The 22,763-nt window shown below is 61.0% G+C and carries 23 protein-coding genes; 3 read left to right on the top strand and 20 right to left on the bottom strand.

The genetic code is table 11. The features are described from left to right. Positions 1 to 1,145 (bottom strand): aminotransferase-like domain-containing protein (locus BM160_RS18000; protein ID WP_092007552.1); only part of this gene is annotated, 1,145 nt, incomplete at its 3' end. Between the two features lie 177 nt (positions 1,146 to 1,322). Between BM160_RS18000 and BM160_RS17995 the strand changes: the two genes are divergently transcribed. Continuing rightward, positions 1,323 to 1,556, top strand: coding sequence for a hypothetical protein (locus BM160_RS17995; protein ID WP_092007551.1), 234 nt, complete (start codon positions 1,323 to 1,325; stop codon positions 1,554 to 1,556). A 267-nt stretch (positions 1,557 to 1,823) separates the two neighbouring features. On the opposite strand, the gene hydA is transcribed toward BM160_RS17995, so the two are convergent. The 8 genes from hydA to BM160_RS17955 all read right to left on the bottom strand — a co-directional run bounded on the left by hydA (position 1,824) and on the right by BM160_RS17955 (position 10,760). After that, positions 1,824 to 3,266, bottom strand: coding sequence for a dihydropyrimidinase (gene hydA, locus BM160_RS17990; protein WP_092007550.1), 1,443 nt, complete (start codon positions 3,264 to 3,266; stop codon positions 1,824 to 1,826). A gap of 22 nt (positions 3,267 to 3,288) precedes the next feature. Next, on the bottom strand, positions 3,289 to 4,017 hold the full coding sequence (locus tag BM160_RS17985; protein WP_092007549.1) for a maleate cis-trans isomerase family protein: 729 nt from the start codon (positions 4,015 to 4,017) through the stop codon (positions 3,289 to 3,291). A gap of 204 nt (positions 4,018 to 4,221) precedes the next feature. Then, positions 4,222 to 4,992, bottom strand: coding sequence for a fumarylacetoacetate hydrolase family protein (locus tag BM160_RS17980; protein ID WP_092007548.1), 771 nt, complete (start codon positions 4,990 to 4,992; stop codon positions 4,222 to 4,224). A 68-nt stretch (positions 4,993 to 5,060) separates the two neighbouring features. Next, complete coding sequence (locus BM160_RS17975; RefSeq protein WP_092007547.1) at positions 5,061 to 6,467, bottom strand: amidase; 1,407 nt, start codon at positions 6,465 to 6,467, stop codon at positions 5,061 to 5,063. Positions 6,468 to 6,477: 10 nt separating this feature from the next. After that, positions 6,478 to 7,770: a TRAP transporter large permease gene (locus BM160_RS17970; protein ID WP_092007546.1), complete on the bottom strand. Its 1,293-nt coding sequence runs from the start codon at positions 7,768 to 7,770 to the stop codon at positions 6,478 to 6,480. Next, positions 7,767 to 8,432, bottom strand: coding sequence for a TRAP transporter small permease subunit (locus tag BM160_RS17965; protein WP_092007545.1), 666 nt, complete (start codon positions 8,430 to 8,432; stop codon positions 7,767 to 7,769). The genes BM160_RS17970 and BM160_RS17965 overlap by 4 nt, the downstream gene beginning before the upstream one ends. Continuing rightward, a complete protein-coding gene (locus BM160_RS17960) occupies positions 8,429 to 9,481 on the bottom strand; it encodes a TRAP transporter substrate-binding protein (RefSeq protein ID WP_092007544.1) in 1,053 nt (350 codons plus the stop codon). Before BM160_RS17960 ends, BM160_RS17965 begins: the two co-directional genes overlap by 4 nt. A gap of 58 nt (positions 9,482 to 9,539) precedes the next feature. After that, entirely contained in the window at positions 9,540 to 10,760 is a 1,221-nt protein-coding gene (locus tag BM160_RS17955; protein WP_092007543.1) for a pyridoxal-phosphate-dependent aminotransferase family protein, read from the bottom strand. A gap of 110 nt (positions 10,761 to 10,870) precedes the next feature. On the opposite strand from BM160_RS17955, the gene BM160_RS17950 reads away from it, so the two are divergent. After that, a complete protein-coding gene (locus tag BM160_RS17950; RefSeq protein WP_092007542.1) occupies positions 10,871 to 11,611 on the top strand; it encodes a GntR family transcriptional regulator in 741 nt (246 codons plus the stop codon). Here the strand turns inward: BM160_RS17950 and BM160_RS22685 are convergent. The 5 genes from BM160_RS22685 to gcl are packed head-to-tail and all read right to left on the bottom strand — an operon-like array spanning position 11,591 to position 15,484. Then, complete coding sequence (locus BM160_RS22685; protein WP_092007541.1) at positions 11,591 to 11,797, bottom strand: AmiS/UreI family transporter; 207 nt, start codon at positions 11,795 to 11,797, stop codon at positions 11,591 to 11,593. The genes BM160_RS17950 and BM160_RS22685 overlap by 21 nt on opposite strands. Further along, complete coding sequence (locus BM160_RS22780) at positions 11,794 to 11,955, bottom strand: glycerate-2-kinase family protein (protein ID WP_218156628.1); 162 nt, start codon at positions 11,953 to 11,955, stop codon at positions 11,794 to 11,796. Before BM160_RS22780 ends, BM160_RS22685 begins: the two co-directional genes overlap by 4 nt. 23 nt (positions 11,956 to 11,978) lie before the next feature. Beyond that, positions 11,979 to 12,884, bottom strand: coding sequence for a 2-hydroxy-3-oxopropionate reductase (gene glxR / locus BM160_RS17940; RefSeq protein WP_092007540.1), 906 nt, complete (start codon positions 12,882 to 12,884; stop codon positions 11,979 to 11,981). 26 nt (positions 12,885 to 12,910) lie between these two features. Then, complete coding sequence (gene hyi, locus BM160_RS17935; protein WP_092007539.1) at positions 12,911 to 13,690, bottom strand: hydroxypyruvate isomerase; 780 nt, start codon at positions 13,688 to 13,690, stop codon at positions 12,911 to 12,913. Between the two features lie 12 nt (positions 13,691 to 13,702). Continuing rightward, positions 13,703 to 15,484: a glyoxylate carboligase gene (gene gcl, locus BM160_RS17930; protein WP_092007538.1), complete on the bottom strand. Its 1,782-nt coding sequence runs from the start codon at positions 15,482 to 15,484 to the stop codon at positions 13,703 to 13,705. A gap of 121 nt (positions 15,485 to 15,605) precedes the next feature. Here gcl and BM160_RS17925 point away from each other — a divergent pair, with 121 nt between their 5' ends. After that, a complete protein-coding gene (locus tag BM160_RS17925; protein WP_092007537.1) occupies positions 15,606 to 16,514 on the top strand; it encodes a LysR family transcriptional regulator in 909 nt (302 codons plus the stop codon). Positions 16,515 to 17,467: 953 nt separating this feature from the next. On the opposite strand, the gene manD is transcribed toward BM160_RS17925, so the two are convergent. From manD to BM160_RS17895, 6 genes are all read right to left on the bottom strand, one after another. Then, positions 17,468 to 18,679 (bottom strand): D-mannonate dehydratase ManD, encoded by a 1,212-nt coding sequence (manD, locus tag BM160_RS17920; protein ID WP_092007536.1) that lies wholly within the window; start codon positions 18,677 to 18,679, stop codon positions 17,468 to 17,470. A 73-nt stretch (positions 18,680 to 18,752) separates the two neighbouring features. Then, positions 18,753 to 19,562: an amino acid ABC transporter ATP-binding protein gene (locus BM160_RS17915; protein ID WP_092007535.1), complete on the bottom strand. Its 810-nt coding sequence runs from the start codon at positions 19,560 to 19,562 to the stop codon at positions 18,753 to 18,755. Then, positions 19,559 to 20,218, bottom strand: coding sequence for an amino acid ABC transporter permease (locus BM160_RS17910; protein ID WP_092007534.1), 660 nt, complete (start codon positions 20,216 to 20,218; stop codon positions 19,559 to 19,561). The genes BM160_RS17915 and BM160_RS17910 overlap by 4 nt, the downstream gene beginning before the upstream one ends. Next, entirely contained in the window at positions 20,215 to 20,880 is a 666-nt protein-coding gene (locus BM160_RS17905; RefSeq protein WP_092007533.1) for an amino acid ABC transporter permease, read from the bottom strand. The genes BM160_RS17910 and BM160_RS17905 overlap by 4 nt, the downstream gene beginning before the upstream one ends. A 108-nt stretch (positions 20,881 to 20,988) precedes the next feature. Then, positions 20,989 to 21,837 carry a transporter substrate-binding domain-containing protein gene (locus BM160_RS17900; protein WP_092007532.1) on the bottom strand — a complete coding sequence of 283 codons (849 nt, stop codon included), beginning with the start codon at positions 21,835 to 21,837 and terminating at the stop codon, positions 20,989 to 20,991. Between the two features lie 57 nt (positions 21,838 to 21,894). After that, complete coding sequence (locus BM160_RS17895; protein WP_092007554.1) at positions 21,895 to 22,728, bottom strand: substrate-binding periplasmic protein; 834 nt, start codon at positions 22,726 to 22,728, stop codon at positions 21,895 to 21,897. Positions 22,729 to 22,763: the final 35 nt, after the last annotated feature.

Genomic DNA, 22,763 nt, shown 5'->3' with positions numbered 1-22,763 from the left:
AGGCCGTCTCCAGCGCCGCTGTACCGCCCCGCCAGAATATCCCTAGCCATCCGGTGGCGCAGACGCGCCTCCTTGCGTACGCCTTCCATCAACCCGTCAGCCGAACCGTCCAAGATCCACTGCGTGGCCAGTGCGGCCGTCAGAGGAGCGACCATCAGCGCAAATGATCTGAGCGCGACCAGGAAACGTTCGCGTTCGTGCGGGTCACGTATGAGCACGAAGGCGACACGCAAGCCGGGCGTCAGGCATTTCGACAGGGTTGAGATGTAGTACACCTGTTCCGGGGCAAACGTGGCAATAGGTGGTGGCGGGGCATCGGCAAGGAGCCAGTAGGGATCGTCCTCGACGATGCGTACATTGCAGCGCTTCGCGATGCTGGCGAGCTCCTTGCGCCGGCGCTCCGGCATGGTGATGGCGGTCGGGTTCTGTAATGTCGGATTGAGGTAGACCAGCCCAGGCTTGTGCTGGCGGCACGCTTGCTCAAGCACCTCAGGCACCATCCCGTGCTTGTCCGCTTCCACCGCAATGATGCGCCGCCCGAACTGGGTCGCTGCGGCACGCAAGCCGGGATAACTTGCTGGCTCTGCCAGGATCACATCGCCAGGCTCCGTCAGCGCAAGGATCAATGCGGCGATCGCCGCTTGCGCACCCGGACAGACCACCACCTGCCCGGAATCCAGCGATCCAAACATCGGCGCTAGCCATTTGGCTCCAGCCTTACGGTCAGAGTCGCTTCCCCCACCCAAGTGGTAAGTCATCAGCAATTCAGTATCTGCCCTCATCAACACTTGAGACAAACCTTGTTTCAACATGTCGTCGAAGTCCACGCCATCCGGCGGTGGTGGGGTATTCATGCTCAGATCGAGGATAGCGGTCAATTCGACTTTCGGCGCCGCGACATAAGTGCCTCGAGCGCCGCGTCCCTCCAACAAGTGGCGGCGTCTGGTTTCGTCGTATGCGCGCGTGATCGTCGTCAGGTCGACGCCCAGCTGTGCTGCCAACTGGCGCTGCGGAGGTAAACGGTCACCCGGTTTCAGCGATCCGTCTGCCACCGCCGCCTGCAACGCATCCGCAATCTGCAAAAAACGTGGTCCGCCCTGCACGGCCAATCGCGGCAACCAGATTGGCAAATTGTCATCTTGCATGGTTTTCAACGGCGACGTTTTGTCTCAATGTATGGAAATTGCTTTTGAGTAGTATGTCCCAGAACGTGCAGCAACTCCATCCTTGTATGGCAGTCGCTGACGTTTTCGCCTCTCTCATCTGGGAGTTAGTGCTCCTCACGATAGACAGTGTCAAGTCATAGGCTGGAAATTCTCAAAATGATCGATTGGATCCCTATAGTCTTCGTTACGTTCAAGGCTCTCACGCTCGGCACGTGCATGTTCTTCGCCATCAAGTGGCATTACGACCAAGGGAAGAAGGCGACGGACAAGCGCGCGCTGCTACGCGCTGGCGGCAAGGTGGCTGCCGTCTTCATGCTATCGCTCCTGGGCCTTGGGCTCTCCACCTTCGCCCTTGCCAGGATGCTCGGTTTGGACTTGAGCTTCCCATGATGGCAAAGAATGGTCGGCCGATATTCAGTAATGCGACGAACCTTGCATTCGTCGGACGACCATAACTTGTAACTTCATCGAAGATGGCAATCTGCCTCGCGTCCCTGTTGCAGGCTACCTTTGGCTCCAGGCATTCGGGAAACCACTTGCTTCAGATGACGAGGCTGAAGCCATGGATTTCGAACAGAAACCTTGACGTGGGTAGATGTCCGCTTTTGGCGGCGGATTCAACCGGTCGATGCAACACATTGGGCAAACCTCTGGTTCTTAGGTGAACGCTGAGGACGATTTTTTCGACATGGGCAAAATAGATGGCTGGCCGCATTGCAAGAATTGTCCACGGCCCTTGCGCGGATGAAAGGTCTGACCGTCCCAGACCACCTCGCCGCGGGCAAGTGTGAGCCCAGGCCAGGCCTGGAGCTTGATGCCTTCGTAAGGGGTGTAGTCCACATCATGATGCAACTGCTCGTTGCGAATGGTCACCGGTCGCTCGTCCCAGATCACCAGGTCTGCATCGCTGCCCACGGCAATCGTTCCCTTGCGCGGATGCAGACCGTAGGCCTTGGCCGGATTGGTCGCAGTGAGTTCCACAAAACGATTGAGTGTGATGCGCCCGCCCAACACGCCCTCTGAATAGAGAAGCGGCATACGGGTTTCAAGGCCGGGGATGCCATTGGGAATATGACGAAACGCGACTTCCTCGCCACCAGGCTTTTTTCCTTCAGGCGCGTCGTATTTGAATGGGGCATGATCGGAGGAGAACAGGGTGAACAGGCCGTCGGCCAAGCCGTTCCAGATCACCTCCTGATTGCGCTTGTCGCGCGGCGGTGGGCTACAGACGCAGCGTGCACCCATGTAACTGTTGTCGAGTCCGAGGTCTTCGGCGGTCAGGAACAGGTATTGCGGGCAGGTCTCTGCAAACACCTTGAGACCGTGGCTGCGTGCCCAGCGGATCTGATCGACCGCTTCTCGGCCGGAAACATGGACGATCAGAATTGGCACGTCCACCAGCTCCGCCAGCGCGATGGCTCGGTGCGTCGCTTCTCGCTCGACCAGCATCGGACGACTGTTCGCATGAAAGCGCGGTGCGACGCGGCCTGCCGCCTCCAACTTTTTTGTGAGCCACTCGATGCAATCGGCGTTCTCTGCATGGATCATGACCATGGCACCATGCTGGCGCGCAATGTCGAGTACGTCCAGTATCTGGCCGTCATCTAGCTTGAGATCGTCATAGGTCATGTAGACCTTGAACGAGCTGTAGCCTTCACGAATGAGCCCAGGCAACTCTGCATTCAACACGTGGGGCGTGGGGTCACTCACGATCAGGTGGAAGGCATAGTCCACATGAGCGCAGCCATCGGCGCGCCGATGATAGTCTTCCACGGCAGCACGAAGCGACTGGCCCTTAGCCTGTGCTGCGAATGGAATCACGGTGGTGGTGCCTCCACACGCGGCCGAGCGTGTACCGCTCTCGAAGCCGTCGGCCATGCGTATCGGCTCATTCATGGGCTGATCGAGATGGCAGTGCGCGTCGACGCCTCCGGGTGTGACGACCCGGCCAAGCGCATCAATCTCACGCGCACCGGGTGCCAGGCCCAGGCCCAGCTGTGCAATGCATCCATCGATGATGCCGATGTCGGCTTTAAAGGTGTCGCTAGCGGTTGCCACCAGCGCGTTGCGAATGACCAGTTCAAAAACGGGAGTACTCATGTTGATTACCCTTGCACCTTTTTCAAGCGACTTCCTGAAACAGTCGGCCCCAGCCCTTGAGTTCACGCGGATCGATGCCAACCGTCTTGAGGGCCTTCCAAACCACCGTCGCCACTGAGTCGTAAATGGGAATTCCGAGCTCACGCTCCAACTCTTGCACCAGTTGCGCGGCGTGCAGGTTGGTACACATGACGGTCATGGCGTCCGGCCGCTGCTTGGCCACGTCACGAAGCATGCGCCGCAGCGTGTCGGGCTCGACCTCACCGAACGAAAAGTTCACCGTGATGCCAAGGTGCTGCTCCGCAATGCAGTCAATGCCTATGCCCCGGTAGTTGGCGATGATCCGCTGCTGCACATCTTCGACGTAAGGTGACACCAATCCCAGGGTGCGTGCCCCTTGCACGGCAAGAATCTCATTGAGCGCAAGCACCGAGGTAGTGGCAGGGATGCCAGTGCTCTTGGTAATGCGGTCGCACAGCTGCCGGTCCCTCTCGAAACCCAGCCAGCTGGCAGACGTACCGCTCCAGCAGATCACGTCGACATGTGCGTCTGCCAACAGACCTGCTGCCTCGATGATCTTGCTGTCGTCGAACTGGTTGAGCGACTGGTCGCGCATTGATATCTCAGTCACAGTGAAGCGTGAGAAGTGGGCCGAAATCCCTGGCAGGCGACTCACCATTGCACTGGTCAAAGGTTCCAACGCTGTGTTGGAAGACGGCGTTAACACGCCAATGCGTTTGCGTAATGTCATGATTTTGATTGGCTTTGTTATCGCCGTTATGTTCATTTCGCCTTACGGTTTGGGTTGGCAGCGTCGGCGATTTTTTTCGACACAGTGTGTACAAACATACCGGTTCCTCTGCGGCGGTTTTTTCAGTGCCACCTGTCCAGCCATGCGACACAGCACAAAAGATCAACGAATCAAACCGGGACCATTAACGATCCCTGCATTCCCCTACAGCTGAACTTCCGCAGTGCCAATGCCGTCGAACTCAGCAATGACCCGATCTCCGGCGGCAGCATTCAAAATGCCGACCCAGGTACCCGTTGTCAGAACTGTTCCGGCCGCGACTACCTTTCCCCCTTGGGTAGCATGGCGCAGCCATGCGCCCAGGCCCCAGACAGGATTGCCCAGCGAATGGGTTCCCTGCCGCTCAATCACGGGCTGCTGGCCGACGAAAACGCGGCAACTCTGCCGCGCCCAATCGCGTGGCACCCAAGGCGTCCATTCGCCCAGAACCAGTGCGCCATGAGACTGTAAATCCGCCAAACGTAGCAGTGCTGGCGCCGACATGCCCCCGGTCCAGCGGGAATCGACGACTTCAATCGAGACCGTCATGGCCTCGATGAGTTTCGATGCGCTGGCCTCGTCAATCGTGGCTGACATGGTGGCATCGACAGACTGACCGAGGCGCAGGGCAACTTCGGCCTCAATGCCCCGGGCTGTAAAACCAAACGCGCCAGCTGCGGCCGGGCTTGCCCATACTCCTGCAGGCGGCAAGGGCGCATGTGTCAGTGTTACCTGGCGTGAGGGGCCACCCGACTTCCAGTGCATCGCGCCTTCAGTGCCATACCACCCCAACGCGTTGGCGACACCCTCCTGCACGGCATAGGCTTGTTGTGAACTGGTCAGTGTTTCGGAAAATTTGGCCGCATCGGCGAGGCGATGATCACGGCGGGCCTGCAACAGTAAATTTACGATACTCTCGACAGAGGGATCTGACATCAGCGAAATTCCTTGATATAGATGAGGATACGAATGCAGTAGCTACTCTATTGGCAGGCACGCCACTCTCACAGCAGGGGCCACCGGTCGGCCCAAGGCGCTGATGCTTCATAAGCTAAACCCAGCTCCAACAGCAATTCGTCGGCGCCGTATCCGGCGATCATTTGCACGCCAATCGGCAGACCGGACGAAGAAGGCTGGGCCGGCACGGCCAACGCTGGCAGGCCGGCCGCATTGACCCAGCCGGTGAACACAGCATGACCGCGCGGCCCCACGGTCTGACCGGCGATGGCCGGGGGAAAGGCTTCATCCGCCGGCCAGGGCAAGGCAGCGGCGGCCGGGGTGATCAGTACGTCGATCTCGCGGAACAGACGGGCGCAGTCGCTGCGCAGTTGCGCCACGGTTTCCAGTATCTCCCACAGGCGCGCCGCCGGCTGGGCCGCGCCCTGCCCGGCCATCTCCAGGTATTTGGCCGATGCGCCCTCGCGCCATTGCGGGTGGGTCTCGAACAAATGGGCCAGGCCAACCTGGCCGACCACCGGCCAGGTCGTGGCCATGAAGGCCAGGTCCAGCGGCATCACGCCCTCGCTCACGCTATGACCCAAGTCGGCCAGGCGCCGCGCCGCCTGGGCGCAATTCGCGGCAATTTCCGGGTCCACCGGCGCACCGTCCAGCGTCGGCACGTAGAGGACGCGCAAGGAGCCTCTGCGCGGCTTGCCGCGCGCCGCCTCGGCCGCCAGCGACTGCCTGTCGACGGCCTGGGGGCCGCGCAAGACATCGAACAGCAGCTTCACGTCGGCAACGCTGCGCCCCATAGGCCCGACCACCTCGAAATCGAGCAGCAGCGTGGGCAGGCCCTGGCCGCGCGCAATCGCGCCTATGGACGGCTTGAGGCCGACCACACCGCAGTGCGATGCGGGCCGGCGGATGGAGCCGCCGCCGTCGGTGCCCAGGGCCAGCGGAGCAATGCCCGCAGCCACGCCGGCCACAGCGCCACCGCTAGAGCCGCCCGGCGTAAGCGACGGGTTCCAGGGGTTGCGCGTGGTGCCGAACACCGGATTGCTGGTGTAACCTTCCAGCGTGAACTCCGGCACATTGGTCTTGCCGAGGATCAGCGCACCTGCGGTGCGCAGCCTCGCCACCGGCAGCTCGTCGCTCGCCGGGCGGTGCTCGCGCAAAGCCCGCGAGCCCCAGGTGGCCGGCTGGTCCTGCGTCAGCAAGTTGTCCTTGATGGTCAGCACTATGCCGTCCAGCATCGACAGCGCCTTGCCGGCCGCAAAACGCGCCGTGGCGTCATCGGCCTCTTGCAGCAGCGCCGCATCGCGGCGCGCCACCACCGCATTGAGTTGCGGATTGACGACATCCAGCCGGGCCAGACAGGCCTGGGCCACTGCGCGCGGCGTCAGCGAGCCGTCGCGGTAGCGCCGCGCCAGCTCGACCGCGGACAGACGCCAGAGTTCTGGTTGAGGGTTCATAGGCATCACCTTACATTTTTCCCGGCAGCCAGGTGACCAGCTGGGGCACGGCCATGATCAGCAGGGTGAACAGGATCATGATGAGCGCGTACGGCAGCGCACCCCAGATCGCGTCCTCGATGCCGCCCTTGTCCGGCCTGATGCCGTGCACGACGAACAGGTTCATGCCCACCGGCGGCGTGATCAGCCCGAGCTCGCACATCAGCACGATGAAGATGCCGAACCAGATCGGGTCCACGCCCAGCGCAGTGGCGATCGGGAAGGTGATAGGGATGGTGGCCACCTGCATCGACAGCACGTCCATGAACATACCCAGGATGAGATAGAACACGATCAGCGCCAGGATCAGCCCGGTGGCCGACAGGCCCAGACCAGCCACCCATTTGGTCATGCTTTCCGCCACGCCAGTCAGGCTGATGGTCAGGTTCAGGATGAAGGCCGCCACCATGATCAGCAAGATCATGCCGCTGACCCGCGCCGAGGAAATGAAGCAGGTGCGCAGCAGCTCCTTGTTCAGCTTGCCCGACTGCCAGACGAAAAACAGCGCGGCCAGCACGCCCAACGCTGCGCTCTCGGTGGTGGTGGCAATGCCGAAGTACAGGCTGCCCATGACAATTCCGAAAACCACCGCCGGCGGCACCAGGTAGCGCAGCACGCGGAGGCGTTCGGCCAGAGGTACCTTGTCTTCGCGCATCACCTTGCCGCTGAGCACCGACGACAGGGCAATCCACAGCATGAAGCACAGCGTCAGCAGGATGCCCGGGATGATGCCGGCGATGAACAATTTGCCGATGGAGGTGTTGGTCAACGAGCCGTAGACGATCATGTTGACGCTGGGCGGGATCAAAATTCCCAGCGTGCCGCCGGCTGCCAGCGAGCCCAGCGAGGCGCGCATCGGGTAGCCGCGTTTTTGCAGCGACGGCAGGGCCACCGTGCCCACGGTGGCGGCGGTGGCCACCGAGGAGCCCGAGGTCGCGGCAAATAGCGCGCAGCTGCCGATGTTGGTGTGCAGCAGCCCGCCGGGCAGCCGGCCCAGCCAGGCCGACAGCGCGATGTACATACGGTCGGCAATGCCAGATCTCAGCAGCAGCTCGCCCAGCAGGATGAACAGCGGAATGCAGGTCAGGAGGTTCTCGTTCTGCACGCCCCAGACCACCGGCGCGATGGTGTCCATGAAGGGGATGCCGTAGGCTGCGATGCCGCCGACGATGCCCACCAGCGCCATGGACACGGCGATAGGCAGGCCGACCAGCATCATGGCCAGCATGGCCACGAAAGCAAGGGAAATGATGCCAACGTTCATGAGGAGACTCCCGTAGTGGCCTGGCGCTGTGACAGATCATCCAGTTCTTCCTTCAACTCTTCCTTGGCGCTTTTGGGACTGAAGTCCTTCAGCAGGGCGTCGATCTGCCCGCCCAGCAGCAGGCGGCTGGCCCGGATGGCATAGCCGCTGGCAACCAGCGCAAAGGTGACCAAGCCTAGATACCAGACGGACTGCGGCCAGATCAGCGGCGTCGCCCAGGGCGTCTGCGCCGTGCTGCCGTACTCCAGCGTGTCGGCCAGCACCTTGAAAGCCACGTAGACAATGAACAGGCCAAACGACGCCAGCGAGGCAATGGACAGCCAGTTCAGCAACGCCTGCCCACGCCGGGAAAAGCGCTCGTGAAAGACGTCCACGCGGATGTGGCAGCGTCCCATCAGCGCCAGGCTGAAGGCGATGGTCGAGCCCACCGCCAGCGCGTAGCCGCCCAGCTCGTCCGCGCCCTGCAACGAGAAGTTGAAGACCTTCCGGCAAATCGTCTCTATCGAGACGACAAAGGCGAACACAATGAAGATGGCGCCGAACACCATGGCCAGCACGGTTTCTATGCGATCTTTCAGCGATGTCACCGCGTTCGTGGACGCCGCTCCGGCAGCCGCTGGAGTCAGCGGAACGGACGGATCAAACTGGGCGGCCGGACTCATTTGATCCCCACGATCGGACCGACGGTGGCCTTCCATTTCTGCGAGCAGGTCGGGTTGGTCTTGTCGCACACTTCGGCCCAAAGTGGCAGCGAAACCTTGCCGACGGCGCTGCGTACCAGCTGCACGTCAGCCGGCGAGACCGCCACGTCCTTGAGCTTGAATTTCTTGCCGGTGGTGCAGGGGTCCTTCCCGGCATTGCAGTTCAGCGCGTCCTGGAACAGTTCTTCCGAATACTTCCAGATGTCGTCGCCCAGGGTGTCAAAAGCGGCCTGCAGCTTGACCTGCTGGTCGGGCTTGAGCTGCTTCCAGGCCTTGAGCGTGATGGCATAGCCGTTCAGCGCCATCTGGAAACCGATCGGCAGCTGGTGGGTGGTTACCTCGGGCCAGCCAGCCGAGTTGGCCGAGCTGGGGCCGGTGATGGCGCAGTCGACCACGCCCAGCGACAGTGACTGGTGCGTATCTGGGAAGGCCAGCGGCACGGGGGTTCCACCCAGCGACTCGATGAACTTGGCCAGATTCTGGTCATAGACCCGAACCTTCAGGCCCTTCACATCGGCCAGTTTCTCGATGGGCTTGGAGCACATGAGAATTTGCGGACCAAAAGGCCAAACGCCCAGCAGCTTGACATTGAACTGCTTTTGCAGCCGCTCGTCGACGGTCTGGAAGAAGGCCTTACCCACCTTGCGACCGGTGACGTAATCGGGGCTGGCGCCCACCAGGTCTAGGCCCAGCAGCGTCGGCTCGTCGCGCGAGTTCTGCGAGACCCGCAGCGACACCAGGTCGAACAGCCCGGTCTTCATCACCCGAAGCTGCTCGGTGTCCTTGATGCCCAGGGTGTCAATCGGCTTGTAGTCGACATCGATTGGCAGCCCGGTGCGCGCCGCGAAGTTCTCGAAGAAGGGCTGTTCCTTGTTCTTTTGGATCAGGCCAGTGGCCAGCGGCTGGCCTATGGCCTTGAGCTTGAGATTATCCGCGTGGGCGGGTGCGCACACGCTGGTGACCAGTGTTGCTGCAACGGCGAAAGCCGAGAATCGATGACGAAAAATCATGCTTGTCTCCTGGTTGTAATAATGCTGACGTTAGGGAAACTGGAACCGGCCCACCGACCTACTTCGCCGGATGGCGCGCCACTGGCCGTGCGGTGGCTTGCAGATAGCTCATGGCCGCGACGACGCCGCTGCCCTGCAGCGGAACGCCGGCCAGCCCCAGCCCCATCTCGCAGCCGCTCAAGGTCGCCATCAGCGTGAGGTCGTTACACTCTCCGAGGTGGCCGATGCGGAACATGCGGCTTTTCAACTTGCCCAGGCCGGCGCCTAGCGACATATTGAAGTTCTCGTACACCAGCTTGCGCACCTGATCGGCGTCCACGCCGGTGGGCATCATCACGCCGGTGAGTACCGGGGAATGGCAGGCTTCCTCGACGCACTGGATCTCCAGGCCCCAGGCACGAACTCCCTCCCGGCAGGCAGCGGCTAGCCGCTGGTGACGGGCGAACACATGGTCCATCCCCTCCTCCAGAAGCATGTCCATCGCCTCGGCCAGGCCGTAGAGCAGATTGGTGTTGGGGGTGTAGGGCCAGTAGCCGGTGGCGTTCATCTCGACGATTTCATCCCAGGCCCAGAAGGCCTTAGGCAGCTTGGCGGCGCGGCTGACGGCGAGGGCCTTGGGCGACAGCGCGTTGAAGCTGATACCGGGCGGCAGCATCAAACCTTTTTGCGAGCCGCTGATGGTGACGTCAACGCCCCATTCGTCGTGACGGTAATCGGCCGATGCGAGGCCGGAAATGGTGTCGACCATCAGCAGCGCGGGGTGGCCGACCCTGTCAATGGCACGGCGAACGACAGCGATGTCGGTTGTCACGCCGGTGGAGGTTTCGTTGTGCACCACGCACACGGCCTTGATGCGGTGGGCGCTATCGGCTTTGAGGCGTTGCTCGATCAGGTCGGCCTGAACGCCGCGCCGCCAGCCTTCGATGCCGGGCAGTCCGATGAACTCGGGCTCCAGACCGAGGCGCTCGGCCATCTTTTTCCACAGCGACGCAAAGTGACCTGTTTCATACATCAGCACCGCGTCACCCGGGCTCATGGTGTTGGCCAAGGCCGCCTCCCAAGCGCCGGTGCCCGAGGCCGGATAAATCACCACGGGGTGCTCTGTCTTGAAGATTTTCTTGATGCCGGCCAGCACCTGACGCCCCAACGCGCCGAACTCTGGTCCGCGGTGGTCTATGGTCGGGTAGCTGATGGCCCGCAAAATGCGGTCTGGAACCGGGCTGGGGCCGGGGATTTGCAGGAAGTGGCGGCCGGCTGGGTGAAAATTCAGGTTTGGCATGTCAGTGGTATCTCCTTACTGGTATACAAAATACAATAAGTCAAATATTGCCACGCAAACAACCTGCTGATCTAGTGATAAACCCGAATTCTGCATACATAATACAAAAAATGGAAAAACCCTTAGGGCCCGGAATCGATGTCGCCCGCGACACTCTTCAACAACGGGTCGCTGTTCGGTTGCGTGAACTCCTGATCCAGGGAGTGCTCGCGCCAGGCGACAAACTTAATGAACGGGAGTTGTGTGGACGGCTTGGTGTGTCACGCACGCCCCTGCGCGAAGCGGTTCGCCTGCTGGCAGCGGAAGGCCTGGTCACGCTTGACCCTGGTCGCGGCGCTTTTGCGCCCGTCCTGTCATTGCCTGAGATTGCACATACCTTCGACTTACTTGCTGTACTGGAAGGTTTTGCCGCCGAGCTTGCCGCTACCCACATCACACAACGAGAGCTCAGTGAACTTCATGCCTTACAGCTTGAAATGCAGGCCGCTTTCAAAAGAGAGGATCTGGCTGCTTACTATCGTGCCAATGCGCGCGTTCACGACGTTCTAAATGAAGCCTCGCGCAATCCGGTTCTGCGCGGTACCTGGAGTCAGCTTAATACCCGCATGCACGCGCTGCGCTTTCGATCCAATCAAGACAAGGTCAAATGGGCTGAAGCTTTGAAGGAGCATGAGCTCATGATTGAATTACTGCAAAAACGCGATGGTGCAGCGCTAAGGCAACTGCTGGTGCAGCATTTACATCGAAAGCGCGACGCAGTCCTGGATCGACTCTCCAGCGGATCGGCCAAGATCAACAGCATGTCAACACCCTCGTCCGTTGCCGCAAAGTCAAGCAATGACACCCATTAGCAACAAATAACCTTGCAGCCATCTTGTCAGGACGCCTTCTACGATCGCCACCCAGGCTGCGATGCGCACTCCCCGCTTGCGCAGCATCAACTGCAGGAAAAAACAGCCATCAAACGGTCCATGATGCAGGTCGTTTAGCCCGCTTGGCGGGCCACGGCAGCGGCCGCTTTCCAGCAGCGCCGTCACTTCTGGCGGCACCGCAATGCCGTGCGGCGAATGACGACCAGCGCGTCTTCGCAGGTCATGGGCTTGGCAACGGTAGGGCCGGAGGCAATCGCGGCGTCGAAAATGCGGCGCAAAAGGGCTTGGGCCGGCGCTGTCTCAGGGCTAAGGGAGGCGTTCATGGAGGGCGCTCGCTAAAAGTCAATCAGGCTACTTTTTGGCCAATCTCGAAATTGGCCATTTTCTCCAAAGCACGCACCATGGCCGAGTGGTCCCAGGCCTTGCCGCCATGCGCGACGCAGGAATTGAACAGCTCCTGGGCGGTAGCAGTATTGGGCAGCGAAACGCCAAGTGCCCGTGCGCTGGAGAGGGCCAGATTCAGGTCCTTCTGGTGCAGCTCGATGCGAAAGCCCGGGTCAAAGCTGCGCTTGACCATGCGCTCGCCGTGAACTTCCAGAATCTTCGACGAGGCAAATCCACACATCAGGGCCTGACGCACGCGTGCCGGGTCGGCACCGGCACGGGCGGCAAACAGCAGCCCCTCGGCCACGGCCTCGATGTTCAGCGCCACGATGATCTGGTTGGCAACCTTGGCGGTCTGGCCGTCACCGTTACCGCCCACCAGGGTGATGTTTTTACCCATTCGCTCGAACAGCGGTTTGACACGCTCAAACACCGCGTCGGGGCCACCAACCATGATGGAGAGGGTGGCGTTTTTCGCGCCCACTTCGCCGCCGGAGACCGGTGCATCGAGGTAGTCGCAACCCAGAGCATTGATTTTTTGCGCGAAGGTCTTGGTGGCGATCGGGGAAATCGAGCTCATGTCCACCACGACCTTACCTTGGCGCAAACCGGCAGCAACCCCCTTTTCAGAGAATAGGACTGCCTCCACATCGCACGTGTCCGGCACCATCAAAATGGTGATGTCGGCGCGCTCAGCCACGTCGCGGGCGCTGCTGCATTGCGTGGCCCCGCTGTTGGCGATCGCTTCTGGCATCTTGCCGCGGGTGTAGACGAAGAGCCGATGTCCGGCATTGATCAGGTGGCTGGCCATGGGCGCGCCCATGATGCCAAGGCCGACAAAACCGATGTTGAGGGGTTGTGAAGTCATACGGTGTTTTCCTTGTTTTTGAGTGATTACTTGACAAGGCTTTGGCGCCAATCAAGGCCGGCTTCGGTGGTGGCTGCGGGCTTGTATTCGCAGCCGATCCAGCCGTCATAGCCGATGCGATCCAGGTGTGCGAACAGGAAGGGGTAGTTGATCTCGCCGCTGCCCGGCTCATTGCGTCCCGGGTTGTCAGCCAGCTGTACATGGCCAATGCGCGGCAGATACTTCTGCAGGGTCGCCGCCAACTCACCTTCCATGCGCTGTGCGTGGTAGAGGTCGTACTGCACGAAGGCGTTGTCAGCACTCACCTCGTCCAGAATTGACACGGCCTGCAGGGTGCGATTGAGGTAAAAGCCCGGAATGTCGAAAGTGTTGATTGGCTCAATCAGAAGCTTCAAGCCGGCCTTCTTCAGCTCGGTTGCAGCAAAGCGCAGGTTCTCGACAAAGGTTTGGCGCAGAACGTCCTCAGTTACTCCAAGCGGGGCCTTGCCCGCCAGGCAGTTGAGTTGTGTAACGCCCAAGGTTTTGGCATAGCCAATGGCCGTGGCCACGCCGTTGCGAAACTCGGCCACGCGGTCGGGGCGGCAGGCGATGCCGCGCTCGCCAGCGTCCCAGTCGCCGGCAGGCAGGTTGTGCAAGACGAGTTGCAGGCCGTTAGCGTCTAGCCCTTGCCGGATCTCCTCGGCGGAATAGGCATAGGGGAATAAAAACTCAACGGCCCCGAAGCCTGCTTTGGCGGCGCGTTCGAAACGGTCGAAAAATGGAACCTCGGTGAAAAGCATGGTGAGGTTGGCGGCAAACTTGGGCATTCGGGTCTCCGTTCAGTCAAGCATTGAAATGGCGGTGGGGGCATCGGCCTTTCCAGTGGCAAGTTCCTCGAACTCACCGACATTGTCGATTTCGCTTCCCATGGAAATATTGGTCACACGCTCCAGCATGACCTCGATCACGACGGGCACCTGAAACTCCATCATCCAGGCTTCGGCCTGCTTGATCGCTGGCGCCAACTCCTCCTGACGATGCACGCGAATCGCCTTGCAGCCCAGACCTTCAACGACCTTGACGTGATCGACACCGTAGCCCTCGACATTGGGCGAATTGATGTTGTCGAAGCCCAGCTGCACGCAATAGTCCATCGTGAAGCCGCGCTGCGATTGACGGATCAGGCCGAGGTAGCTGTTATTCACGACCATGTGGATATAGGGCAGCTTGAACTGCGCGCCCACCGCCAGCTCTTCGACCATGAACTGAAAGTCGTAGTCGCCCGAGAGCGCAACGATCTTGCGTGTCGGGTCGGCGGCACGTACGCCCAATGCGGCGGGAACGGTCCAGCCCAGCGGGCCGGCCTGGCCGCAATTGATCCAGTGGCGGGGCTTGTACACGTGTAGGAACTGAGCGCCGGCGATTTGCGACAGGCCTATGGTCGAGATGTAGCAGGCATCCTTGCCGAAGGCGTTGTTCATGCACTGGTAGACGCGTTGTGGCTTCATGGGAACGGTGTCGAAATTGGTCTTGCGCAGGTAGTCGACTGACGACTTGCGAGCCTGGCACTCTCTGGCCCAGTCAGACCAGTCGCGCAGCTTGCCGGCCTGCCTCCATTCGCGCGCTAATTCGACGAAAAGTTGCAGCGCGGCTTTCGCATCCGAGACGATGCCGTAGTCGGGCGCGAACACCCGGCCAATCTGCGTCGGCTCGATGTCGACGTGAATGAACTTGCGGCCCTTGCAGTAAACCTCGGGTGAGCCGGTATGCCGATTGGCCCAGCGGTTGCCTATGCCCAGCACGAAGTCGCTGGCCAGCATGTTGGCGTTGCCGTAGCGGTGGCTGGTTTGCAAACCAACCATGCCGACCATCAGCGGATGGTCGTCGGGAATCGTGCCCCAACCCATCAGCGTCGGAATCACCGGAATGCCAGTCAGCTCAGCAAATTCCACCAGGAGATCAGACCCGTCGGCGTTGATGATGCCGCCACCGGCCACCATCAGCGGCCTCTCGGCGCTGTTCAGCATCCCAAGCGCTTTCTCGATCTGCTTGCGGCTGGCGGCCGGCTTGTAAATGGGTAGCGGCTCGTAGGTATCAATATCGAATTCAATCTCGGCCATCTGCACATCAAACGGCAGGTCAATCAACACCGGGCCGGGGCGACCCGAGCGCATCAGGTGAAAAGCCTGCTGGAAGGCGCGCGGCACCTGCGCCGGCTCCATCACGGTGGTGGCCCACTTGGTGACCGGCTTGGCGATAGAGGCGATGTCTACCGCCTGGAAGTCTTCCTTGTGCAGGCGCGCGCGGGGCGCTTGGCCGGTAATGCACAAAATGGGGATGCTGTCGGCCTGCGCAGAATACAAACCGGTAATCATGTCGGTTCCGGCCGGGCCCGAGGTGCCTATGCACACGCCGATGTTGCCGGACTTGGCGCGGGTGTAGCCCTCGGCCATGTGCGAGGCGCCCTCAACGTGACGCGCCAGAATATGGCCAATAGATTGCCGCTCGCGCAGCTGCGAATAGAGCGGGTTGATCGCCGCACCCGGCACGCCGAAAGCCTGCGTCACGCCTTCTTTTTCCATCACCAGCACCGCGGCCATCGCGGCTTTCATTTTTGCCATTGCTTGCTCCTGTTAGGTGTTCGTATCATTCGCGCAGCAGGCCCCGCTGTGAACCCCAGTAAAAAGATAACTACTATTCCGTGATGGAATGCAGGCAGCCAACACTATTACAGTCGGGCACATGGACCGAATCACTGGCATTGAGCTTTTCATCCGCGTCGTCGAAATCGGCAGCTTCAGCAAGGCCGCCAGCGAGGTCGGTGTCACCCAACCCACGGCCACCAAGGCCGTGGCCGCCATGGAGCACAGGCTAGGCACGCGGCTACTGCACCGCTCAACACGCGGTGTGACGCCGACCGAGGTCGGAGCGCTGTACTACAACAAATGCAAGCTGATTGCGCGCGAAATCGACGAGGCCGACAACCTTGCGACACTACTGCAGAGCAAGGTAGGCGGCACGCTACGTGTCAGCACTTCGGTGGCCTTCGGGCGACGCGTGGTGACACCGCTGGTGCTGAGCTATATGCGGCAGCACCCCGAGGTGACTGTAGATCTAAGCTTTGACGACCGCTACGTGAACCTGGTTGAGCAAGGGGTGGACCTGGCCATTCGCATGGGTCCGCTGGCCGACTCGACCCTGGGTGCGCGTTACCTGGGCACCAACCCCTGGGTCATGGTGGCCGCGCCTTCGTATCTGAATGCGCGCGGCACGCCGCGCAGCGCGGCTGATCTTCCGTCGCACGCCTGCGTGGTGTACAGCAGCGTGCAGGGCGATGATCGCTGGAGTCTGATGACTGTGGCGGGCGAGAAACTGTCAATTCCCGTCAAGGGTCCCCTGCGCTCGAACAACCTTTCGGCCGTTCTTGCCGCGGCGCGCGCCGGCATGGGACTGGCGGTGCTGCCCTGGTACGTGGCGCGCGAATCACTGGCCGACGGCACGGTGCAGCCTGTGCTGACCGACCATAGCCTGCCGGAGCAGGAAGTGCATGCGGTCTTCCCTTCACCCAAGCTGGTGCCCCTGAAAGTGACGAGCTTCAGCAGCTTCCTGCAGCAGGCACTGGCCGACGATTGGTGGCGCGAAGCGCTGTAGATGAGCGATTGGCGCCCCGCGCTTGCACTGCAAACCGTAGACCGTAGACCGTAGACCGTAGACCGTAGACCGACCTTACGCTACACAATTATGTGTACCCCAACCATAGGTTGGTAGGCACGAATTTCAGATATTGAGACTGTGCATTTGGCGTCGGTTCAAGGCCGAGTTCGGTGGGTGACCAAACCACTCGGACTGTCCGCCCCCGCTGCACAGGAGCCGTTCGCGCTGCTCTCTTGGCCCGTGTGCTTACGCACTTTAGGAAATCGTCACCAAAATCCAACGCCCCGCAAACCAGTATGAATGCCCGAGGCGGGATTACGATTTTGTTAGCCGGTTTTCGGCGCACCAAATCTACAACAGGCAAAGTTAAAGTCGTAAACACATTTCCACGTCCATTCTGATTGGGAACTTCAGGTAAGCACCGCTCCCGAGAACGCGCTGGTTCAGACCGCCGCCAACACCGTTCGGACGTGGTTCAAAATGCGATTAGCGCGGCGTTTCCGCATTGCGGAATCACCCACACCCGCATCTATCAGCAAGGAAAAATTGAACACGGCTCTGGACAAGTTGCTGACAGCAAACCCGGCGGTGACCGAGGTCGAATTGGGTTCCGAGGCAAAAGGCCAACTTGGCAGGCCGAAAAAATACTACCGACGCTGTCAGAAATTGGCGAAATAAGTCCCGACATATTGAAAGTACCGGATGCAACCAACTTCGCCTATTTCTCAGGCGTATCCAAAAAAATGCGGTTCCTGCTGACGACGTGGAGGTGTTCTAAATGCCTGCCTGAGTCTCCACGACATAGGCCGAAAGCTTGGCATCCTTCATCGGTTTCTGGATGGGTGAGTCTGTTTCGGGTGGTCTCAAAAGTCCAAGTGCAACAATTGCGGGTCATTTGACGGTGCTGGGGAGGGGTGGCACCACCACCCTTCCTTGCCTACGCCGCCGGATTACCAGTTAACCAGCGTCCCATCATGCTGCAGCCGGTTCACCGGCAAATAGGCGCGCTGGTAGGGGTATTTGGCGGCCAGCTCTTCGTCGATGTCCACGCCGTGGCCAATCGTTTCGCCGCAGTGCATGTAACCGTCCTTGAACGAATAGCTGTGCGGGAAGACCTCGTCGGTCAGCTCGGTGTGGCGCATGTATTCCTGGATGCCGAAGTTGGGCACCCAGGTGTCGAAATGCAGGGCCGTGCCCATGCAGACCGGCGACAGGTCGGTGGCGCCGTGGCAGCCGGTGCGGACCTGGTGCATGGCGGCAAAGTCGGCGATGCGGCGCAGATGCGTCAGGCCGCCGGCATGCACGATGGTGGCGCGGATGTAGTCGATGAGCTGGTTCTGGATCAAGTCCTTGCAATCCCAGATGGTGTTGAAAATTTCGCCCACGGCCAGCGGCGTGGTGGTGTGCTGGCGAATCAGGCGAAAGGCCTCCTGGTTTTCGGCGGGCGTGGCGTCTTCCAGCCAGAACAGATGGAAGGGCTCCAGCGCCTTGCCCAGGCGGCCGGCTTCGATGGGCGTGAGGCGGTGGTGCACGTCGTGCAGCAGGTGAATGTCCGGGCCGACGGCCTGGCGCACGGCGTCAAATAGCTTGGGCGCATGCAGCATGTATTTTTCGGTGCTCCAGTCATGCTCGCTGGGCAGGCTGCTGTCAGCCGGCTCGTAAAACATATTGCCACGGCCGACGCCATAGACTTTTTCGAGGCCAGGCACGCCGCTTTGCGCGCGGATCGCCTTGTAGCCCATTTCCTTATAGCGCAGCACTTCATCGACCGTGTGTTCGATGTCGCTGCCGTTGGCGTGGCCGTAGACCATCACGCCCGAGCGGCTGCGGCCGCCCAACAACTGGTACAGCGGCATGTTGGCGGCCTTGGCCTTGATGTCCCACAGGGCGGTGTCGACGGCAGCGATCGCGCTCATGGTCACCGGGCCGCGGCGCCAGTAAGCGCCCTTGTAGAGGTATTGCCAGATGTCTTCGATCTGGTGGGCGTCGCGGCCTATGAGGCAGGGAATGACGTGGTCGTTCAGGTAGCTGACCACGGACAGCTCGCGACCGTTCAGCGTCGCGTCGCCGATGCCGGTCAGGCCTTCGTCGGTTTCGATCTTGAGGGTGACAAAGTTGCGGCCTGGGCTGCAGACGATCACGCGGGCGTTGGTAATTTTCATAACAAGTGGGGTCTTTAAAAGGCTGGATTGCCGGAAAAATGGGATGTCTGAAGGCAGGGGCAAGCGCGCGACTTTAGCCGTTCCAGCCCAGGTGGCCCAGGAAGTCGCGCGTGCGCGCCACCGTGGGGTTGTCGAAGATCTGCGAGGGCGGGCCCTCCTCCATGATGGCGCCGTTCTCGAACACCACGACCCAGTTGGCCACGCGCTGGGCAAAGCTCATCTCGTGGGTGACAACGATCATGGTCATACCTTCCTGGGCGAGCTTCTTCATCACGTTGAGCACCTCACCGACCGTCTCCGGGTCCAGCGCCGAGGTCGGCTCGTCGAACAGCATGACTTCGGGCTCCATCGCCAGGGCGCGCGCAATCGCTACGCGCTGCTGCTGGCCGCCGGACAGGTTGGCCGGAAAGTTGTCAGCCTTGGACGCCAGGCCAACCTTGTCGAGTAATGCGCGGGCGCGGGTGCGGGCATCGGCTTCGCTCATGCCCAGCACCGTGATCGGGCCCATGGCCACGTTGTCCAGGGCCGTCTTGTGCGGAAAGAGCTCAAAACTCTGGAACACCATACCCATGCGCTGGCGCACCTTGCGTACGTCGGCCTCGCGTGTCGGCAGCGGCACCCCATCGAGCAGCACGCGGCCGCCGTTAAGGGTTTCCAGCGCATTGGTACAACGCAACAGCGTTGACTTGCCGGAACCGGACGGGCCGATCAGGCACATCACCTCACCCTTGTTGACCTGCAGCGAAACGCCGTTGAGCGCCACAAAGTCGCCGTACATCTTGCGCACGTTCTCATAGACCAACACCGGCGGCTGGTCGGCGCCCTTGCGCGGCTTTGTCACGGAGGCAGCGCCTACGGCCAATTGTTCTGTTGATGCGTTCATTCCTTGACTCCATATTTTTTGTGAATCCAGTCCACGAGCTTGGCCTGCGGGTAACCCATCAGCCAGTAAAGCGCAGCCATGGCCGTGAGCATTTCCAGCACGCGGAAGGTCTGCGCGCGAATCTGCATTGACGTGTAGGCCAGTTCGCTGACCGCGATTACCGACACCAGCGAGGTGTCCTTGAAAAGCGCAACCCAGGTGCTGGCCATCACCGGCAAAATACGCCGCCCGGCCTGCGGGATCACAACCTTGAACATCGCCTGCCGGCGCGACATGCCCATGGCCAGCGCCGCCTCCATCTGCCCTTTGCGGATGGAGTTGATGCCGGCGCGAAAGGTCTCTGCGTTGTAGGACGACACATTCAGCACCAGGGCCACCAGCGCCGTCGTCAAGGCGGAGAACTGCACATTGAAGGCAATGGGCATGACATAAAAAGCCCAATAGATCACCAGGATCAGCGGCAGGTTGCGAAAGAACTCCACAAAGGCCAGCGAGGCGTTGCTGACGAGCTTGTTGGACGACAGGCGCATTAGCGCCAGCAGGATGCCGCCCGGAACGGCCAGCAGCATGGTCACGACCGTGAGGCCGATGGTCATCGCAGCGCCTTCAAGTAGCGCCGCGCGATGGGTCCAGATGACGTTCCAGTCGAAGTTCATGAGCGCCCCAGGTGTGCAAGTTTTTGGTACAGGCGATCGACCACGCGCGTGACCGGAAATAGGGTCAGGAAATACAGCACCATCACCGTGGTGAAGACTTCAACCGGCCGGTAACTTTGACCGGCGACGGTCTCGGCGCGGTGCATGAGTTCAGGCACCGCAATCACCGTCGCGATGGCTGTGTCCTTGATCGCCATGGTCAGCACCGAGCCGAAGGCCGGCAGCATGCGAATGGTGGCCTGCGGCAGGATGATCTTGCGCAGGATCTGCGCCCGCGACATGCCGAGCGCCAGGCCGGCCCGCGTCTGTCCGGGGCGTATGGACTCAATGCCGGCGCGGATGATTTCCGACGCATAGGCCGCGATGTGCAGCGTCAGCCCGACCAGCGCCGCCCAGAATGGCGGAAAGGTCACGCCAGCCAGCAGCGGGAAGGCAAAGTAAATCCACACCAGCACGACCAGAATCGGGATGGCACGCATGCTGTCGACATAAAACACCAGCAGCGTACTAAGCCAGCGCGGGCCGTACAGGCGCAGCAGCGCAATCACCAGCCCGGCCGCAATGCTGGTGATGGCGCTGATGACGCTAAGCAGGATCGTCACGCCGAGCCCGCTGGCAAAGAATTGCCAGTTGTCGACGATCGGTGAAAAATCCACGTCCATGGAAGGTGTCCGTCAAAGTTGGAGGAATGCAGCGGCCACGCAGGCTGCCTTTGAGGCAGGCCGCGTGGTCGTTACGGGAGGGATGGGAGGCCTGAGCCGCCCCTGGGCTTACTTCAGCGTCTGCGTCATACGCACTTCTTCGGCGGCCAGCGCCGGTTGCATGCGCTTTTCGACTTCACGCAGCCAGTCCAGGTAGACCTGCTCGTTCTTGTTCACGCCCATGCCGGCCTTAATCTCGAAAATCTTGCTGTCCTGGCAGTTGTTTTCCTTGGGGAAGGCGGCCAGGCCCTTGACCTTCTTCTGGATGTTGGGCCACAACATGCGGTTCAGCGGCGCCACGTCCGAGCGACCGGCCAGCACCTCCTCGATCGGTGCGACGGAGCCCGAGTTGGTCACGCCGCGCAGCGTGGCCTTGGAGAACTGCTCGCGCACCATGGGCTCTTCACCGGCGCCCGAGAAGTAGGCCATGGTGATCTCCGGCTTGTTGAAGTCCTCCACCTTCTTGGCATTGGTGAACTTCGGGTTGTCGGCGCGTCCGAACATGCAGACGCTGGTGCTGGAGAAGGTCACAAAGTCGATGATCTTGGCGCGCTCGGCATTCTGGTTCAGAGGGCCGATCATGATGTCCATCTGGTTGGCGATCAGCGCCGGCACCTTGGTTTCGTGGCTGACCGGCACCGGCACCATCTTCACGCCCAGCAGCTTGGCAAACTCCTTGCCCAGCAGCCAGGACGGACCCGACCAGTCCTCGCCCACGCCAGTGGTGTTCTGTGCCAGCCAGGGCGGGTTGTTGACGACGCCCACGCGCAGCACGCCAGCCTTGCGGATGGCATCTATGCGCGGGCTGGCGCCGGGTGCGGGCGGCGTCTGGGCGAAGGCAGCGCCTGCCGTGGCGGCCAGCGTAGCGGCCAAGGCAATGGCCTTACAGCCATGAAATATCGATGGAAAAGCTGTCATGTGATGTCTCTTGTTGTCGTAATGTGAACTGGGATGCCGTGTTGACTGCCGGTCTTACTACATGCTATCGATGACTTGCTTTTCCTCGCTGGCCAGGCGGGGTGCCAGGGTTTTTTCAACCTCGCGCAACCAGTTGAGAAAAGCTGGCTGGTTCTTGTCGATGGCCAGACCGATATCCGCCGCCATCTCGACCGAGTCCTGGCAGTTGTTGCCATCGGGTAGCGCCTTCAGGCCTTTGACCTTGCGATTCAGCGCCTGCCATGGCACGCGGTTGATCGGCGTCACATCGGCACGCTTGGCGATGATTTCCTCGACCGGTGCTGCCGTGCCGGCAATGGACACGGCGCGAAGCTTGGCTTTGGGGAAGCGCTTTTTGACCCAGTTCTCTTCGCCGCCGCCGGTGAAGTAGGCGACCGTGATGTCCGGGCTGTTGAACTCGTCGATTGACTTGGCATTGGCGACCTTGGGGTTATCGGCGCGGCCAAACACGCACAGCGCGGTGCGTGAGTAGGTCACAAAGTCCACCACGTTCAGGCGTTCGGGTGTGACCGAGAGCGGCGAGATCGTCATGTCCGCCTGATTCGACGCGAGCACCGGCACCTTGGTCTCGTGCGAGACAGGAACGGCTTGCAGCTTGACGCCGAGTTGCTTGGCCACCTCGTTCGCCAGCGACCATGCCGGGCCGGACCAGGCATCACCGGAACCGGAGGTGTTCTGGAGCAGCCAAGGCGGGTTCGACAGCACGGCCGCGCGCAACACGCCCGCCTTCTTGATCGCGTCAATGCGCGGGCTGACGCCTGCGGCGGGCGGTGTCTGGGCAAAGGCCGCCGCGCTCAGGCCGAACAACAAGCCGGCCACACTGGGCCGAAATCCGGGGAGTCGAAGGTGCATGGTCATGTCTCTTTTGATTTATGGTTGAAAGAAAA

Source organism: Polaromonas sp. OV174, assembly GCF_900112285.1.
In the GTDB taxonomy this organism is placed as follows: Bacteria; Pseudomonadota; Gammaproteobacteria; order Burkholderiales; family Burkholderiaceae_C; genus Polaromonas.
This window is presented reverse-complemented; position numbering and strand designations above follow the sequence as displayed.

Bases quoted from the DNA above. Each gene is read 5' to 3' on its own strand.
- BM160_RS17995 (WP_092007551.1), top strand. From the start codon at position 1,323: ATGATCGATTGGATCCCTATAGTCTTCGTTACGTTCAAGGCTCTCACG.
- hydA (WP_092007550.1), bottom strand. From the start codon at position 3,266: ATGAGTACTCCCGTTTTTGAACTGGTCATTCGCAACGCGCTGGTGGCA.
- BM160_RS17985 (WP_092007549.1), bottom strand. From the start codon at position 4,017: ATGACATTACGCAAACGCATTGGCGTGTTAACGCCGTCTTCCAACACA.
- BM160_RS17980 (WP_092007548.1), bottom strand. From the start codon at position 4,992: ATGTCAGATCCCTCTGTCGAGAGTATCGTAAATTTACTGTTGCAGGCC.
- BM160_RS17975 (WP_092007547.1), bottom strand. From the start codon at position 6,467: ATGAACCCTCAACCAGAACTCTGGCGTCTGTCCGCGGTCGAGCTGGCG.
- BM160_RS17970 (WP_092007546.1), bottom strand. From the start codon at position 7,770: ATGAACGTTGGCATCATTTCCCTTGCTTTCGTGGCCATGCTGGCCATG.
- BM160_RS17965 (WP_092007545.1), bottom strand. From the start codon at position 8,432: ATGAGTCCGGCCGCCCAGTTTGATCCGTCCGTTCCGCTGACTCCAGCG.
- BM160_RS17960 (WP_092007544.1), bottom strand. From the start codon at position 9,481: ATGATTTTTCGTCATCGATTCTCGGCTTTCGCCGTTGCAGCAACACTG.
- BM160_RS17955 (WP_092007543.1), bottom strand. From the start codon at position 10,760: ATGCCAAACCTGAATTTTCACCCAGCCGGCCGCCACTTCCTGCAAATC.
- BM160_RS17950 (WP_092007542.1), top strand. From the start codon at position 10,871: ATGGAAAAACCCTTAGGGCCCGGAATCGATGTCGCCCGCGACACTCTT.
- BM160_RS22780 (WP_218156628.1), bottom strand. From the start codon at position 11,955: ATGAACGCCTCCCTTAGCCCTGAGACAGCGCCGGCCCAAGCCCTTTTG.
- glxR (WP_092007540.1), bottom strand. From the start codon at position 12,884: ATGACTTCACAACCCCTCAACATCGGTTTTGTCGGCCTTGGCATCATG.
- hyi (WP_092007539.1), bottom strand. From the start codon at position 13,690: ATGCCCAAGTTTGCCGCCAACCTCACCATGCTTTTCACCGAGGTTCCA.
- gcl (WP_092007538.1), bottom strand. From the start codon at position 15,484: ATGGCAAAAATGAAAGCCGCGATGGCCGCGGTGCTGGTGATGGAAAAA.
- BM160_RS17925 (WP_092007537.1), top strand. From the start codon at position 15,606: ATGGACCGAATCACTGGCATTGAGCTTTTCATCCGCGTCGTCGAAATC.
- manD (WP_092007536.1), bottom strand. From the start codon at position 18,679: ATGAAAATTACCAACGCCCGCGTGATCGTCTGCAGCCCAGGCCGCAAC.
- BM160_RS17915 (WP_092007535.1), bottom strand. From the start codon at position 19,562: ATGAACGCATCAACAGAACAATTGGCCGTAGGCGCTGCCTCCGTGACA.
- BM160_RS17910 (WP_092007534.1), bottom strand. From the start codon at position 20,218: ATGAACTTCGACTGGAACGTCATCTGGACCCATCGCGCGGCGCTACTT.
- BM160_RS17905 (WP_092007533.1), bottom strand. From the start codon at position 20,880: ATGGACGTGGATTTTTCACCGATCGTCGACAACTGGCAATTCTTTGCC.
- BM160_RS17900 (WP_092007532.1), bottom strand. From the start codon at position 21,837: ATGACAGCTTTTCCATCGATATTTCATGGCTGTAAGGCCATTGCCTTG.
- BM160_RS17895 (WP_092007554.1), bottom strand. From the start codon at position 22,728: ATGCACCTTCGACTCCCCGGATTTCGGCCCAGTGTGGCCGGCTTGTTG.